This is a genomic window from Zobellia sp. OII3, assembly GCF_002211465.1.
Classification (GTDB): domain Bacteria; phylum Bacteroidota; class Bacteroidia; order Flavobacteriales; family Flavobacteriaceae; genus Zobellia; species Zobellia galactanivorans.
This window is the reverse complement of sequence record NZ_MWRZ01000006.1, coordinates 63,917-80,833: the sequence shown is the minus strand read 5'-3', so window position 1 is coordinate 80,833 and position 16,917 is coordinate 63,917. Positions and strand designations below refer to the sequence as shown.

General features: G+C 43.7%; 14 protein-coding genes. 8 read left to right on the top strand and 6 right to left on the bottom strand.

The window, feature by feature from the left end:
- Window positions 1–2 precede the first annotated feature (2 nt).
- Window positions 3–866, bottom strand: a complete 864-nt coding sequence (locus tag B4Q04_RS15735) for a GLPGLI family protein (protein ID WP_088697394.1) — start codon at window positions 864–866, stop codon at window positions 3–5.
- Window positions 867–1,061: 195 nt separating this feature from the next.
- On the opposite strand from B4Q04_RS15735, the gene B4Q04_RS15730 reads away from it, so the two are divergent.
- On the top strand, window positions 1,062–1,676 hold the full coding sequence (locus B4Q04_RS15730; RefSeq protein ID WP_046287740.1) for a deoxynucleoside kinase: 615 nt from the start codon (window positions 1,062–1,064) through the stop codon (window positions 1,674–1,676).
- Between the two features lie 7 nt (window positions 1,677–1,683).
- Here the strand turns inward: B4Q04_RS15730 and B4Q04_RS15725 are convergent, their stop codons facing one another.
- A complete protein-coding gene (locus B4Q04_RS15725) occupies window positions 1,684–2,691 on the bottom strand; it encodes an App1 family protein (RefSeq protein ID WP_088697462.1) in 1,008 nt (335 codons plus the stop codon).
- Window positions 2,692–2,876: 185 nt separating this feature from the next.
- Here B4Q04_RS15725 and B4Q04_RS15720 point away from each other — a divergent pair, with 185 nt between their 5' ends.
- A complete protein-coding gene (locus B4Q04_RS15720) occupies window positions 2,877–3,581 on the top strand; it encodes an energy transducer TonB (RefSeq protein ID WP_013992238.1) in 705 nt (234 codons plus the stop codon).
- 58 nt (window positions 3,582–3,639) lie between these two features.
- Here B4Q04_RS15720 and B4Q04_RS15715 read toward each other — a convergent pair whose 3' ends face one another.
- From B4Q04_RS15715 to B4Q04_RS15700, 4 genes are all read right to left on the bottom strand, one after another.
- Window positions 3,640–6,015, bottom strand: a complete 2,376-nt coding sequence (locus B4Q04_RS15715) for a sodium-translocating pyrophosphatase (protein WP_013992239.1) — start codon at window positions 6,013–6,015, stop codon at window positions 3,640–3,642.
- A 108-nt stretch (window positions 6,016–6,123) separates the two neighbouring features.
- Window positions 6,124–6,651, bottom strand: coding sequence for an inorganic diphosphatase (locus B4Q04_RS15710; protein WP_013992240.1), 528 nt, complete (start codon window positions 6,649–6,651; stop codon window positions 6,124–6,126).
- Between the two features lie 207 nt (window positions 6,652–6,858).
- Window positions 6,859–9,360, bottom strand: a complete 2,502-nt coding sequence (locus B4Q04_RS15705) for a DUF5686 family protein (protein WP_013992241.1) — start codon at window positions 9,358–9,360, stop codon at window positions 6,859–6,861.
- A 214-nt stretch (window positions 9,361–9,574) separates the two neighbouring features.
- Complete coding sequence (locus B4Q04_RS15700; RefSeq protein ID WP_013992242.1) at window positions 9,575–10,552, bottom strand: pyruvate dehydrogenase complex E1 component subunit beta; 978 nt, start codon at window positions 10,550–10,552, stop codon at window positions 9,575–9,577.
- 174 nt (window positions 10,553–10,726) lie between these two features.
- On the opposite strand from B4Q04_RS15700, the gene B4Q04_RS15695 reads away from it, so the two are divergent.
- The 6 genes from B4Q04_RS15695 to egtB all read left to right on the top strand — a co-directional run bounded on the left by B4Q04_RS15695 (window position 10,727) and on the right by egtB (window position 16,878).
- The gene (locus tag B4Q04_RS15695; RefSeq protein ID WP_088697393.1) at window positions 10,727–11,467 is read left to right on the top strand and encodes an electron transfer flavoprotein subunit beta/FixA family protein; all 741 of its coding nucleotides are present in this window, start codon (window positions 10,727–10,729) and stop codon (window positions 11,465–11,467) included.
- Between the two features lie 87 nt (window positions 11,468–11,554).
- Window positions 11,555–12,523, top strand: a complete 969-nt coding sequence (locus B4Q04_RS15690) for an electron transfer flavoprotein subunit alpha/FixB family protein (protein ID WP_088697392.1) — start codon at window positions 11,555–11,557, stop codon at window positions 12,521–12,523.
- An 84-nt stretch (window positions 12,524–12,607) separates the two neighbouring features.
- Entirely contained in the window at window positions 12,608–13,237 is a 630-nt protein-coding gene (locus B4Q04_RS15685) for a bifunctional nuclease family protein (RefSeq protein WP_046287741.1), read from the top strand.
- Between the two features lie 17 nt (window positions 13,238–13,254).
- Entirely contained in the window at window positions 13,255–14,703 is a 1,449-nt protein-coding gene (locus B4Q04_RS15680) for a NupC/NupG family nucleoside CNT transporter (RefSeq protein WP_013992246.1), read from the top strand.
- A 107-nt stretch (window positions 14,704–14,810) separates the two neighbouring features.
- Window positions 14,811–15,635, top strand: a complete 825-nt coding sequence (locus B4Q04_RS15675; RefSeq protein WP_088697391.1) for a thymidylate synthase — start codon at window positions 14,811–14,813, stop codon at window positions 15,633–15,635.
- A gap of 76 nt (window positions 15,636–15,711) precedes the next feature.
- Entirely contained in the window at window positions 15,712–16,878 is a 1,167-nt protein-coding gene (gene egtB, locus B4Q04_RS15670; RefSeq protein WP_088697461.1) for an ergothioneine biosynthesis protein EgtB, read from the top strand.
- The last annotated feature ends 39 nt before the right edge of the window (window positions 16,879–16,917 follow it).

The following is a 16,917-nucleotide window of genomic DNA, read 5'->3' as shown; positions in this document are numbered from 1 at the left end:
CATTACGATCGGCCGTTTCGTCCTCCACCCCTTCTGTTTCTGAAGTTTTCACGCATCTCTTTCATTTTCTTCTTCGAGATTTGGTCGTATTCCTCTTGGGTTACTTTTTTGCCTTTGGTCGGGGCCTTTATAGTGACTTTCTCCGATGGATTCAGGGTAATCTGCGAACAAACTATAGTCGTAATGTCGTCGCTTACGGCCAAGATAAGCCCCGGAAGCCCCCAATAGGATGAAGGACCTTGATTGACCGGTATTTCAGGGGTATACCAAGCTACGATTTCGACTTCCTTTTCTACGAATTCCTCATTCTTTTCGCCCTCGTCTTTTTTGTCTCCTTCCTTACCATCGTTCGGACGGCGGAAAATAGCCCGCATATTGGGGCGTTTTATGGTTTTTAAAGCTGTTGCCTTAAATGCCGTATAGTTTCCTATTTGCTTGGTTTCGCTTCCCAATTTCCAATCGAGTTTCTCGAGTGTATCGTCGATCAAGAATATCTTTCCGAACAAATCGTTTTTTACCAGATACCGTTCTTCCTTTATATTCTTGTACAGGTCACCACCAGAATTGGAAAAAGCTCCAAAACGTGGACCCCTTCCGCCTTCCCTGCCTCCAGGTTGCTCCAACTGCTCTTCTTCCTTATAAATAGATTCGGTCTGATTGAAATTGAGCTCGTATGTTTTTTCATTGGCTCTTTTCATCCGTTCCAAGATTTCCTTCTTACGGTCTTCCGGTATTTTTCGGTTGCCGAAATCCATATTCACTTGGGTTTTACTCAAATATGTTGCTTTCCCCTGAAAATCCTGTGCGTATGAACTTGCGCAGAAAAAGACAAGAACCATTGCTATTGACCATGTATATTTCATCATAATAACGTGTTAGAATACTTTTAAGACTATGATTGACGCATATGGTTTAATCTGAATTTCAAAAGAAAAGGGATTTCTTATACAACTTTTTTCCACTGTACTTAAAATATGTTTTTACTTCATATACTTATCTTGTATCTTGTACCTTCTAATTTTAGTAAAAACGACAACACAACCATTAATTCATTTATCTCTATGCACATAGCAGTTGCCGGAAACATCGGTGCAGGAAAAACGACACTAACTAGGTTACTTGCAAAACATTACAACTGGGAAGCCAATTTTGAAGATGTTGTAGACAACCCGTATCTAGACGATTTTTACAATCAAATGGAGCGTTGGAGTTTTAACCTTCAGATTTATTTTTTGAACACGAGGTATCGTCAAATTCTTCAAATTAGGGAAAGTGGCAAAGAAATCATTCAAGACCGGACCATTTACGAGGATGCCTATATTTTTGCCCCTAACTTGCACGCTATGGGCCTTATGACCAATAGGGATTTTGAAAATTACCAAAGTCTCTTTGAATTGATGGAAAGCTTGGTTCAGCCTCCAGACCTCCTTATCTATTTGAGAAGCTCTATTCCTAATTTGGTAAAACAGATCCACAAAAGAGGGCGTGAATACGAGAACAGTATTTCCATAGACTACCTAAGCCGCCTCAACGAACGGTACGAAGCCTGGATCCATGGTTACAAAAAGGGCAACCTATTAATTGTAGACGTAGATAATTTAGATTTCGTAGACCAACCGGAAGATTTAGGCACGATCCTGAATATGATCGACGCAGAGATCAACGGCTTGTTTTAGGGCAATATCACTTTATAAAACCGTTTTCCTTGGCATGGGCAATGGCGCTTTCACTGTTTTCGACCAATAATACGGGAGTGGTCTCGTAGGCTTTGAACAGCCCCCGCACCCTTTCCATTTTCCCCTTATGGACTACACTCCTTAAGTAGATTGCGCTTATCTGTTCAGGATATAGCTCCGCAATTTCCTTATAGATATCGGCATCGTGCTCACCGCTATCGCCGATCAGGATAAACTTGAGTTTGGGATAAGTCTTAAGGATATTGAGGATTTCCTTTTGTTTTTGAGGTTTTTCGCCCACTGACCGAAGGCTTTCCAGCTTTGGAAAATTTCGCAAAAGAATCGGCCCCTTGGGAAAATTGTTCTTTTGAAGAAAAAGCTCAAGATAGCGATACAGGTTCCATGGGCTATGGCTCACGTAAAAAATAGGATTGGCCGCCGTGCCCGAGCCTCCCCTATGCAAAAGGTTATACAATTCTGAAGCCCCTTTGAGGGGTGTACGCTTACCCGGGCGTTTAAAAAGGGTATTGACCACTACTTTCCACTTTAATGAAGACACCACTCCCGTATGTAAAATGGTATCGTCGATATCACTGATTACCCCAAACTCGGCTGTGGCCGAAGGAATCAATAATTCACCGGGAAAGCGGTTTTGGTGAAGGATCTCCCTTCGAAGGGCATGGTCATCATACGAAACCTCATACTGCAACCATCCTTCCCCATTGGTAAGTGGGCGTAAATTTTCAATGGACTCGTCAAAGAGGTAATAGCCCCTTGCATCGGTTTTTCCAACAAGCACCCTACCGTCTGAAAGCTTCACCCTCACTGGGGTGTTTCTGATTTCATCGGTTTCAAACCGCTTATAACTGTTCCAAATCAAATTGAAGAAACCCTTTTTCGACAAATCTATTTCTTCATCCTCCAAGGCCCGACCACGCGCATAAAAATGCGAATCGGCACCATAACCCTGAAAAGCGATGATCTGTAACTTGTCTTTCTTCCCGAATAAACCCATAGGGTCAAATATACTTAAATATAGCATTTCAATTGCCCTCCGAACAAATCGGCCCGCACCCAAAAGTAGCGTTCACGCATTGGAAAGGATACTTCACTCATTTTCGGTTTTTACTATAGGTATCGCGATGTAGGTTTGGGTATGTTTAACCTGTCCTTCGTTGAAAGACATAAAATCCATACCCTATGAAACCCAAGAAAAACCCACAAAAGGACCTTAACGGAAAACGGCCTATTTACTTTTTATTCGGACTACTGTTCGCACTTATGTTGACCCTAGCCGCATTTGAATGGAAGACCTACGACCGTACCTACGACTACGACACTTCGATGAATATTGAGGACGAACTCACAGAAGAACTGCCAATTTTGGTCGAGTTTAAAACGCCGCCCCCTCCCAAGCAAATTCAAGCCCCCCCGATTATCGAGATAATCGATGATGACGAGGAGGACATAGAAGACGTAATCGAATCTACCGAAACGGACCAAGAAGAAAAGATATTGGATGTATCGGATATAGAGGTAATGGAGACGGATGAGCCCGAGGAATTTTCATTTATGGTCATTGAAGACGTTCCCGTTTTTCCCGGATGCGAAAAAGCAAAAGACAAACGTGCCTGCTTTCAAACCATGATGAACAAGCATATCGCCAAGAATTTCAGGTATCCGGAGTCCGCTCAAGAAATGGGCATACAAGGCAGGGTAAACATTATGTTCGTCATTCAAAAAGACGGCAGCATCGACAACATACAGTTGCGGGGACCGGACAAAAGCCTTGAAAAGGAAGCGAAAAGAATTATTGACAAACTACCCCGTATGGAGCCCGGAAAACAACGAGGCACACCGGTCAGGGTACCCTTCAGTATTCCAATCGTTTTCAAACTACAATAAAAAAATCAAAAAAAAGGGACCCCATAAAAAGGTCCCTTTTTCATTCAAATGGGTTTGGTTACTTTCGGATATCGACCTTTTCTATGGTGATTTCCTTTTCTTTTCCTTTGCTCGATTCCACCTTCTTTTCAAAAGCGATCAATTGATTTTTAACAGCGGATTCAGTACCCGTAAAAACTTCCTCTTGCAAGAACTTTTCACCGTTTACCACCGTTGTATAAGCTATTGTTGCTTCGGCGGTATCCATATCAAGGGCACTCATCTCGATCTTGATTTCCTTTTCTTGATCAAGCACGGCCACTCCCGTAGAACTTATAGCAATACTCGGAGCGATAACCAAGGCCACCACCGACATTAACTTTAAGAGAATGTTCAACGAGGGTCCCGAAGTATCTTTAAACGGATCACCGACAGTATCCCCTACAACCGCTGCTTTATGTGCATCGGTACCTTTGCGACCTTCCGATTCTATCATTTTCTTGGCATTGTCCCATGCACCACCGGCATTCGACTGAAAGATTGCCATAAGCACCCCACAGGTAGTTACACCGGCCAAAAGCCCTCCTAGCATTTCCGCCCCACCAATAAAACCAACGGCTACAGGAACCGCAATGGCCAACAAGCCAGGCAATACCATTTCCTTTATCGATGCCTTAGTAGAAATATCCACACATTTATCATATTCCGCATAACCATCTGCAGCATCAAATATGGCCCTTTGTTCCGGGGTTGCCTTTGACATATCGGAATCGACCTCCCTCATGACCTGTAAGGCCGCCTTCAACTGTGGAATATCCCTAAACTGACGTCTTACCTCTTCAATCATGGCCATGGCCGCACGACCCACCGCGTTCATCGACAAGGCCGAAAAAACGAAGGGCAGCATACCTCCGACCAATAGACCGGCCATAACGGTCGGTTTTGAAACGTCGATAGCGGATACATTGGCCACCTTCATAAAGGCCGAAAACAAAGCCAAGGCCGTCAAGGCCGCGGAAGCAATGGCAAAACCCTTACCTATGGCCGCAGTAGTGTTACCAACGGCATCTAATTTATCGGTACGCTCACGAACTTCCGAAGGCAATTCGGCCATTTCCGCAATACCACCGGCATTATCGGAAATAGGTCCGTAAGCATCGACCGCCAACTGAATACCCGTATTGGCCAACATACCTACTGCCGCAATGGCAATACCGTATAATCCCGCAAAATGGAAAGACACTATAATAGCTATGGCAATCAATAAAATAGGAATCATGGTAGACATCATTCCGACGCCAAGACCTGCAATAATGTTCGTTGCCGCCCCGGTCTCCGACTGTCTAACGATGGAATTCACCGGTTTTGTACCGGTTCCCGTATAGTATTCCGTGATTTTCCCAACACCTAGACCAGCAACCAGACCGGCCAAAGTGGCCCAGAAAATTCCCATGGCCCCACTTGGAAGTCCCTCTACACTCTCAGGAATCAAAGCGTTTATAATAAAATATGAGGCCACCACCATAAGACCGGCAGAACCAAATTCACCGATATTCAAGGCTGTCTGTGGGTTTCCACCATCTTTTACCCTTACAAAAAAGGTTCCGATAATAGACATAATAATACCGACAGCCGCAAGAACCAATGGCAGGTAAACGGCACCCAAGCCCTCAAAATCGGGCGTAATTATAAAGGCACCCAAAACCATGGTTCCGATAATGGACCCAACATAAGATTCAAATAAATCGGCACCCATACCGGCAACGTCACCAACATTGTCACCAACATTATCCGCAATGGTTGCAGGATTCAACGGGTGATCCTCAGGAATACCTGCCTCTACCTTACCTACCAAATCGGCCCCAACATCTGCAGCCTTGGTATAAATACCTCCGCCCACACGGGCAAAAAGGGCAATGGAAGAAGCCCCTAGGGAAAATCCGGAGAGCACGTTCAGGACCAAGCCCAAATTATCGGCCCCGGGCCAAATGCTTTGATATATCATAAAAAGACCACTGAGCCCCAAGACGCCAAGACCCACAACGCCAAGACCCATTACGGCCCCTCCTGCAAAGGCTACCTCTAGCGCCTTACCTAACGATGTACGTGCGGCCTGTGTAGTTCTTACATTGGCCTTAGTAGCGACCTTCATACCTATAAAGCCAGCCAAGGCCGAACAAATGGCCCCAACAATAAACGATACGGCCACCATACCATTCGAACCTTCTTCGTTACTCCCTTTAAAATAGAGGAGTACTGCTACGGCCAATACAAAAATTGCTAGAATCTTGTATTCTGCCTTCAAGAAAGACATGGCTCCGTCAGCAATATTCTTCGCGATGCGCGCCATCTTGGCGTCACCTACGTCTTGTTTGCCTACCCATAAGTTCTTGACAAAAACGAACACTAGCGCCAGTATTCCAAATACAGGCAAAAATTTCACTACTAAATCCATTCGAGAAGTTATTTAAAATTCCTAATGTCTACTAAAGTAATGAAATTGATCTTATAAAAAAAAGCCTTTTTTATTGCTAAAAAAGGCTTTTTAAATCGTGATAATTATTTATATCGTAAAAGTGCGTTTCTTCTTTAAATCGCTCTCATCATAACGTTGTACACATTCATGGTAGATTTTGACGGCCTCTTCGGCATCGCCCCATCCACCGGTATCGACTTTCTTCTTTTCCAAATCTTTATACACCTTAAAGAAATGCTCGATTTCCTTTAAACGGTGTGGATTCAAATCACTGATATCATGATTATTACTCCATATCGGGTCAGAAACAGGTACACAGATAATTTTTTCATCCGGGCCCTTTTCATCGGTCATATGAAAAACACCGATCGGCCTTACCTCCATAACCACCATAGGATAGGTAGGTTCGGCGCCCATGACCAAAACATCTAGTGGATCTTTGTCCAATGCTAAGGTCTCTGGGATGAAACCATAATCTCCAGGATACATCATGGATGAGAAAAGCATACGGTCAAAACGTATCTTATGCAATGCAAAATCGTACTCGTATTTGTTTCTACTTCCTTTTGGAATCTCTATTAAAACATCAAAAGTTATATCAGCTTTTTTTCCCATTTTTTTGGTTTATTTTACAGCTGCGAAGGTACAAAAATGCTCACGTGCCACCCTTGAAATATTGAAAAAACATCGGGTTTTCCTATAAATATTAGAATATTTGAATTCTAGCCTGCTTCCTTTCCCGAATACGAATCAACGGACACCAAACCCTAAGCAATTCGAAATGAACAAACTACAAAAAATCGACAGTATTTGGAGCTTTATTTAGAAATCAAAGCCAAAGGTTCCTGTGATACTAAAAGGACGGGCATCGGGCGCATCTAGGTAATTGCCCCTAAAATTAAAATCTATCCTTAGGATTTTGAATATGTTTCCGATCCCAAAAGAATACTCATAATAGATTTTCTCCGACGGAGCCCGTAGCGGGGTATTTATCGTTGCCGGCATACTCAAGGCGATATTCTCATCTGACAAATCGCCCCAAACACCCCTAAGACCGATAATTTCACGCAAATTCAATTTTCTCAATAACGGCACCCTTGAAAAGAGGCGCCCGTTAAAATTGTGCTGCAGGTGCAAGGCCACATAGGTATCGGTTACGAACTCGTAAAAATCGAGGTTAGGAAAGGTTCCGTAGTTCGAGAAAAAAGTCTGGTTCCCCGGCACCACATTGAGCAGCCCCAAAGGCACCGTATTGAATGTCTTACCCATTTCCAAGGTCGAGAACAAGCGGCCAAAGCCTCCAATTTGCCAAGGCTGGCTATAAGAGAACTGTAATTTGCTATAGCTAAAATCACTATCAAAAACGACATCTACACCCTTGGTATAGCTCAACAGCAAAGTACTGTAATCATCGTTCATACCTTTCCGTTCCACCCCATATCCAATAGTTCTTTTACCGGGCGTATAGATCATCAATGCATTAAAATCGAACTGTCGTATCTCTGAGGAAACCCCGGTCGGCGAGTCGGGATCTATGTAGTCTAGACTAAAATCATCGGGCAGGGCCGAACTTAGGGTGCGAAACGTTCCCCCTATCCCAAACCTTACGTTGGTAATAGGCTCCATCTCTATATTGAACTTACTCAAATTAATGTTGGTCAAGCGGTTATTGGCCCCTACGGTCACCAATGACGACGAGGCAATACTACGCCCGAGCACATCGTTCGTAGCGGTCAGGCTCACCCCTAGCTGCTCTATGTCACGCCGATTACCGCCCGAGACAATAAGCCTGTTCTTTCTGTCGAGCAATATTTTTCCCGAAACACCGTGTTTAAACTTTTGGTCGGTAAAACCATAGGCCGTATAACCCTCTACCCTCCAAAGGTCGTTCTCCCCAAAATAAGAACGGGCACCGATACGCAAACGGGGGCCTTCGGCCTGGTTGTATCCAAAAACATCGTAGACCGAGCCTATATCCATATTCCATTTATCGATCTCTACATAGCCACTGCCCAAAATACTGACCAAATTATAATACGACTTAAACTTAGGTACGGTCTTGAGGGTATCGAGCAATTGATATATCCCTTTTTCATCTTTGTTCAAGGTCTCCAAGCGGTTGTTCTGCCAAAAGGTAGAATCGCGATTCAAGACCACGGGATCGTACGGATTGCTTTCTTGCTTGTAAAATTCCTTCGGCTTTTCTTGATCAAAGACGTAGTCGTCAAAGACCGTTGTACGTTTTCCGTACATGCCCCGCGATTCTTCCTTTTTCTGAAAACTGAAATCGCTCATCATATAATCGCGCTTCAAGAGAAAAACGGAATCGTTGACCACCTCGAAATCTTGCTCTATATATATTTCCTTTACCCAATTGATATTGGCACTTTTGGTAACCTCAAGATTGATGTTTTTGATGGCATAGGTAGTATCGTTCACCCAAAAGTCCCCCTTAAAGGTAAGCTCGTTCTTGCGCCTTGGATAATACACGATATTATAACACCATTTGTTATCGATAAATGCACTATCCCGTAGGGCATAATTATACGTATCTACACCAGTTCTCGATAGTGGACTAGTAAAGCTCTTATCGAAAAATTTCAGGTAGTTATCGTAAATATCATATTCTTGATAGAGATCGGCCACAAAGGCTATTATCGCCTGGTTGTTATCAAATCCGGAATTTTTGTTTCCTAAAATATCTTCTTTTTCCTCATCTAGAAGATTATCGCCATAGACCTTACTAAAGGTCTCGTTCAAGAAAATAGGCAAATAGGTCTTACCCGTTATACGCGAAGTATCGAGGTCATCAAACACAAATTCAAGTCCTTTGAAGATCTTTTTCTTCATCAAGGCACTGTCAATGGTATTGAGGTCGAACTCTACTTTCTCATATTTCTTAAAAGCGTACTGTTTGAACTTTCGGAGTCCGTTCTCACGTTTCTTAGCCCATATTTTCTTGAGAATTTCTACCGCGGGATTGTTTTTCTTCGGCTGCTTTCCGCCAACAAGTACGATTTCGTCCAATTGCTGGGCAGCTTCCTTCAGTTTGACCTTCATGTCATAAGTCACCTTCGCAGTCAAAGGGATTTCCACGTTTTCATAGCCAATAAAGGAAACCACGAGGGTCTTATGGCTACCGTCCGATTCCATATAGAAATGGCCGTTATCATCGGTAATCGTTCCCTCGTAAGAATCTTTAAAGAGAAGATTGGCAAAGGCGACCGGTCGATCATCTTCATCTACAACAACGCCTCCTACCTTGGTCTGTGCACTGGCAACAGAAGTAACAAGCAACAGTATGGCTAAAAGAATGTTTTTCATTTATAATGTTGTTCTCGGCACTATATAGACAAATAACGTACCAGAAAAGAATATATTAGCAAAACCCAATAGTTTTACCCATTTTTTTCAGTGAAAAAGCTGACCTAGGGGGGACGATTGAACAACAAAGGGCATCTTCAACAAAACTCCTTAAAAAAAAACTTCGCCAACACAGTGTCGGCGAAGCAAAAGTACCCTTACTGAATTGTTATACTTACTTGTATAACACTTTCTTAACAGAATTTACCACATCTTCATGGTTCGGAAGCCATTCGGCCAATAGTACCGGTGAATATGGGGCTGGTGTATCTGCCGTATTTATTTTTTGAATAGGCGCATCCAAATAATCGAATGCATTGGCCTGAATATGATAGGTAAGCTCGGTAGCTACGTTACCGAAAGGCCAAGCTTCTTCTAAAATCACCAATCTATTGGTTTTTTTCACCGATTTTAAGACCGCATCGTAGTCTAAAGGCTTAACGGTACGCAAATCTATGATTTCACAGCTGATACCTTCCTTTTGAAGTTCATCGGCCGCTTTATCGGCTTCTTTTATAATCTTTCCGAAAGAAACAATGGTAACATCGCTACCTTCCCTTCTGATGTCGGCAACACCCAAGGGAATGGTGTACTCACCTTCCGGCACCTCGCCTTTATCTCCGTACATCTGTTCCGACTCCATAAAAATTACGGGATCGTCATCGCGAATAGCCGATTTCAACAAACCTTTTGCATCAGCAGGGTTTGAAGGTACGACCACTTTTAGGCCAGGACAGTTGGCATACCAGCTCTCAAAAGCCTGGGAGTGCGTTGCGGCCAATTGGCCCGCGGAAGCCGTTGGCCCCCTAAAAACGATCGGACAGGGAAACTGACCCCCCGACATTTGACGGATCTTGGCAGCGTTATTGATAATCTGATCGATACCCACCAAGGCAAAATTAAAAGTCATAAACTCGATTATAGGTCGACAACCCGTCATGGTTGAACCGACACCTATACCAGCAAAGCCTAACTCGGCTATCGGCGTATCTATCACGCGTTTGGGTCCGAATTCATCGAGCATTCCCTTTGATGCCTTGTAGGCGCCATTGTATTCGGCAACCTCTTCACCCATCAGGTAAACGGACTCATCTCTTCGCATTTCTTCCGACATCGCCTCGACAATGGCTTCCCTAAATTGTAATGTCTTCATATTATATGGAGTATCTTTTTGTTATGAACGTTAAAAACGCAAGCAAAAATAGGAAATTATATATCAAAACATAGGCTCTCAGAATCAAAAAAAGTTACAAAAAATACTATGCATGCATAGTATTTTCGAAAAAGATTACATATCTTCGTGTAGATTAAAAACAGCTTTATAGACATGAAAATATTAGTTTGCATAAGTAATGTTCCTGACACGACGTCTAAAATCAACTTCACCGAAGGCGATACCAAATTCGACACTAACGGTGTTCAGTTCGTAATAAACCCTAATGACGAATTCGGTTTGACCCGTGCCATGTGGTTCAAAGAGAAGCAAGGTGCCACCGTACATATAGCCACGGTTGGCGAAGCATCGGTAGAGCCGACCATGCGAAAGGCCCTGGCCATAGGTGCCGACGAGGCCATTCGCGTCAACGCCGTACCTGCCGACGGTTTTTTCGTAGCCGAACAATTGGCCCATATTATTAAGGATGGAGCCTACGACCTTGTTATTGCAGGCAGGGAATCTATCGACTACAATGGCGGTATGGTACCTGGAATTTTAGCCACTTTATTAGGAATGAACTTCGTAAACTCATGTATCAACCTAGAAGTTGACGGAAACACAGCTACCGCAGTGCGTGAAATCGATGGCGGAAAGGAAACCCTTCAAACCACATTGCCCCTAATTATTGGTGGACAAAAAGGACTTGTTGAGGAAAGCGACCTTAAAATACCGAATATGCGCGGTATCATGATGGCCCGGAAAAAGACACTTACAGTGGTGGAGCCCATTGAGGCTACCAAAGCCACCAACGATGCGAAATTCGACAAACCCGCGGCAAAAGGCGCCGTAAAACTGGTCGACTCGGTAGACGAACTTGTAAACTTACTACACAACGAAGCCAAAGTAATCTAAGCCATTCCTTTGGTTTTTGAGACCTACACCGGTTTGAAGGGGTAGCCACTCAAATATTTGTTTCTAAAAAATTAAAAAATATACACCATGTCAGTATTAGTATATACAGAATCCGAAAACGGAAAATTTAAAAAAAGTGCCTTTGAAGTCGCGTCTTACGCCAAGGCCGTGGCCGACCAATTAGGCTCCTCGGTAACGGCAATTTCATTCAACGCCGAAGACAATGAAAGTCTTGGCGCATTTGGTGTTTCAAAAGTATTGAACGTATCGGACGACAAGCTGGCCACCTTTAACGCGCAGGCCTACGCCAATAGCATTGCTCAGGCCGCGAGCAAAGAGGGCGCCAAGGTAATTGTATTGAGCTCAAGTACCAACAGTAAATTTTTGGCCCCAATCCTTACGGCCAAACTCAGGGCCGGGTATGTTCCCAACGTAGTGGCCGCCCCAGACAGCACAGCTCCCTTCACCGTTAAACGTACCGTTTTCAGCAACAAAGGTTTTGCCCATACCGAAATCGCCACCGATGTAAAAATCGTCGGGGTATCGAACAACTCATTCGGTATAAAGGAAAACCAGACCACTGCAGCGGTCGAAGCCTTTAATGCCGATCTTGGCGATGGCGACTTCGCCGTGAAATCGAAAGAAATCGATAAGGTTGCCGGTCAAGTTACTATTGCAGATGCAGATATCGTAGTTTCTGGAGGAAGGGGCCTAAAAGGTCCTGAAAATTGGGGAATGATTGAAGAACTTGCCGGAGTACTCGGCGCTGCCACCGCATGTTCGAAACCTGTTTCGGATATGGGATGGAGGCCCCATGGCGAGCATGTGGGCCAAACCGGTAAACCCGTAGCCTCAAACCTATACATCGCCATAGGCATCTCTGGTGCCATTCAACACTTGGCGGGAGTGAGTGCTTCTAAAACCAAAGTAGTCATCAACTCAGACCCTGAGGCCCCATTTTTCAAAGCCGCAGATTACGGAATCGTAGGCGATGCCTTTGAAGTGGTACCGAAACTGATTGAAAAATTAAAGGAATTTAAGGCGCAAAACGCTTAATTTTTGTTAATTTGCGCTCATTAAAGGGCTGTTTAAATGCATGGTACGCCCATCTTTAAACAGCTTTTTCTATTTAATGAATATATGAGCTTAGTCAGGTTAAAAATAAAAGGTATTTCTTATAGCCAAACACAAAATGGGGCCTATGCCCTAATTTTGAACGAAGTGGAAGGTGACAGAAAACTCCCCATCGTTATTGGTGCTTTTGAAGCGCAGTCCATAGCCATTGCCCTTGAAAAAGAGATTAAACCACCTCGACCACTGACGCACGATCTGTTTAAAAATTTCGCAGACCGTTTCGATATCATCGTAAAACAGGTCATTATTCACAAATTGGTAGACGGTGTTTTCTATTCGAGTATTATTTGTGAACGCGATAAGATCGAAGAAATTATTGATGCAAGAACCAGTGATGCCATTGCCTTGGCCCTACGGTTCAACGCCCCGATATTTACGTACAAAACGATTTTGGACAAGGCGGGCATCTTTTTAAAGTTTTCGTCAAAAGACAAGGCAAAGGAAGAAACCGACGACAGTATAGTCGTCGATGAAATCCTTCAAGAAGGTGAGACCGTTGAAATAGAATCAGGAGCCTCCGATGGCTATACCGAACTTTCCATCGAAGAACTTCATAAAGAACTCGATCAAGCAGTGGCCAATGAAGATTACGAAAAAGCTGCCAAACTACGTGATGAGATTTCTAAAAGAAATTGATAATTAGCAAGTACCTTATGAAAATCAACCCGTGGATCGTTCTGCTTGCCCTTTGTATCTTCTCCCCATCACTAGCACAAGAAAGCACATCGATACCCGCGGTCGAAACCACTGCTATCAATGATGTCATTGCCCAAAACACCCCTAGCATTATCCCAAACGAAGGGTTTAGCCTAAATAGCCTCTCCCGTGGAATATTAGGGATGGCCGTTTTATTGCTCATTTCATATCTGTTCAGCGCCAATCGAAAAGCAATCAATTGGAGAACCGTAGGAATCGGACTCGCACTACAACTACTGATAGCCATTGGCGTACTGAAAGTGCCCTTTATCCAAAAAGTATTTGAGTCGGTCGGCGAGGTCTTTATCAGTATTTTGGGCTTTACCCGGGCAGGGAGCAAGTTTCTGTTCGAAGGATTGGTCGTTGACACCAATACCTTCGGCTATATCTTTGCCTTTCAGGTGTTGCCTACCATTATTTTCTTTTCCGCACTTACGTCTTTGTTATTCTATTTGGGCATAATACAAAAAGTCGTTAAGGCCTTGGCGTGGATGCTTTCCAAATCTTTGGGAATCTCCGGTGCCGAAAGTCTTTCCGTTGCGGGAAACATCTTTTTAGGACAGACCGAAGCACCATTATTGATTAAAGCTTACTTGGAGAAAATGACCAAGTCAGAGATTCTTCTAGTAATGATAGGAGGGATGGCTACCGTTGCCGGTGCTGTTTTGGCCGCCTATATCGGGTTCTTAGGAGGGGAAGACAAGGTATTGCAATTGGTATTCGCCAAACATCTTTTAGCGGCATCGGTCATGGCTGCACCAGGTGCCATTGTCATTTCAAAAATACTATATCCACAAACAGAGGCCGTAAATACAGAGGTGGCCGTATCTTCCGAGAAGATTGGCTCTAACGTCTTGGATGCTATCGCCAATGGCACAACCGAAGGCCTAAAATTGGCGGTCAACGTGGGTGCCATGCTCTTGGTTTTTGTGGCCATGATCGCCATGTTAAACGGAATTTTAGATTGGATCGGCGATATGACCACCCTAAACCAATGGGTCGCCCACAACACCTCGTACGAGAAGTTTTCATTAGAGGCCATTCTTGGGACTATCTTTGCCCCATTGATGTGGCTTATTGGCGTTGCCAATGAAGATATTATGCTCATGGGGCAACTCTTGGGAATTAAGCTTGTTGCCAGTGAATTTGTCGGTTATATTCAATTGGCGGAATTAAAAGACATGGCGACAGGCGCAAGTTTCACCTATAATAAATCGGTGATTATGGCCACCTATATGCTTTGTGGCTTTGCCAATTTTGCGTCTATAGGGATACAGATCGGCGGAATTGGCTCATTAGCACCCGGACAACGTAAAACGCTTTCCGAATTTGGCCTTAAGGCCGTTCTTGGCGGTTCTATCGCTTCATTGCTATCTGCCACTATCGCAGGGATGATTTTAGGCTAAAACAACACCCTTTACTTCAACGGATACTATTTTGGTTAATAAATCTCTGATAACTACCACAAGTAGTTTTTGAGCTTTAACCTACAAAATTCTATTTTTACCCCACTATGAAGCAATACCACGACTTACTAAAGCACGTACTCGATAACGGCAATCAAAAAGGAGACCGAACAGGAACAGGAACCCTTAGCGTTTTCGGATATCAAATGCGTTTTGACCTCAGCGAAGGCTTCCCTATGGTAACTACTAAAAAGTTACACCTGAAGTCTATTGTTTATGAATTGCTTTGGTTTTTGAAAGGTGATACGAACATTAAATACCTTCAAGAAAATGGTGTGCGTATCTGGAACGAATGGGCCGATGAAAATGGCGATTTAGGTCCTGTTTATGGCCACCAATGGCGTAACTGGAACAATGATGAAATTGACCAGATCAAAGATGTTATTGAATCATTAAAAAACAACCCTAACAGTAGACGTATGTTGGTTTCCGCATGGAACCCGAGCGTACTTCCCGACACATCAAAATCATTCTCTGAAAACGTAGCCAACGGTAAAGCTGCGCTTCCACCATGTCACGCTTTTTTCCAATTTTACGTGGCCGACGGCAAGCTTTCATGCCAGTTATACCAACGCAGTGCGGATATCTTCCTAGGGGTACCTTTCAATATAGCCTCTTATGCCTTATTCACTATGATGATGGCACAGGTATGCGGCTATGAAGCGGGAGAATTTATCCACACTTTTGGTGATGCCCATATTTACAACAACCATATGGAACAGGTAGAATTGCAATTGAGTCGTGAAACCCGTCCCCTACCCAAAATGGTTATCAACCCTGAAGTAAAGGATATTTTTGACTTCAATTTTGAAGATTTTACCTTAGAGGATTACAACCCGCATCCACATATTAAAGGGGCCGTAGCGGTTTAACGTTCGTCAAAAATCCTTTTGGGTCATTCCTGCCCTTTCTATATTCCTTATATTTATAGGATATTATAGAATGGATATGACCCTGACCGATTCCCTTTTGGATTTCTTTTTAGAGACACGTGAACACACCGAGACGATTTGTTCCCCCTTAGAAATTGAAGATTACGTAGTACAGCCCATTGTTGACGTATCGCCACCAAAATGGCACTTGGGCCATACCACTTGGTTCTTTGAAGAATTCATATTAAAAACCCACGCCAAGGGATACCAAGTCTTTAACGACGATTTCTCATTTGTATTCAACAGTTATTACGAAACCGTAGGCAAACGGGTAGTCCGATCCGACCGCGGCAATCTATCACGCCCATCGGTAGAAGGGGTATACGCCTACCGCACACACGTAACCCAAGCCGTTAAAGAACTATTCTCATCGCCCCAGGCCAACGAATTATACCTTCTTTTGGAAATTGGCATACACCACGAGAAACAGCATCAAGAATTACTCTTGACCGACATCAAGTACATATTGGGCAACAACCCCTTACTTCCTTCCTATTCCGATAGTTTTGAAGAGCATCCTATTACCCCCGAATCCGAAGAATGGATTCCCATGGATGAAGGTATCTATGAAATCGGCCATGCTTCGGACAGCTTCTGCTATGATAATGAATTGGGAAGGCACAAAGTATACCTTCATCCTTTTGAAATATCGAGTAAACTGATCAGCAACCGTGAATTTATCGCCTTTATTGAAGCAGGAGGGTATCAAAGATTCGATTTATGGCATGCCGAAGGATGGGATTGGGTAAACCAAAACCAAATTTCCGCTCCTTTATACTGGCACTTAATCGATGGGCTTTGGCACAATTACACGCTAAACGGACTCCAAAAAGTTACACCCGAAGCTCCGGTGACCCACATATCGTATTTTGAAGCCTTTGCCTTTGCCCAATGGAAAGGATGTCGCCTGGCTACTGAATTTGAGTGGGAAGCCGCCCAATCGGCATTTAATTGGGGCCAACGATGGGAGTGGACGGAAAGCGCCTACCTTCCCTACCCTAATTACAAAAAAGCCGACGGCGCCCTAGGTGAGTACAACGGCAAGTTTATGGTCAACCAAAAGGTATTGCGCGGAGGCTCCGTAGCGACCCCCATACGACATACGCGCCCTAGCTATCGCAATTTTTTCCAGACCCACCTGAGATGGCAATACACCGGATTACGGTTGGCCAGAAATATTTAACCCCCTTCCGTATAGTTTTCAGAACCTTTTCGACTTAAA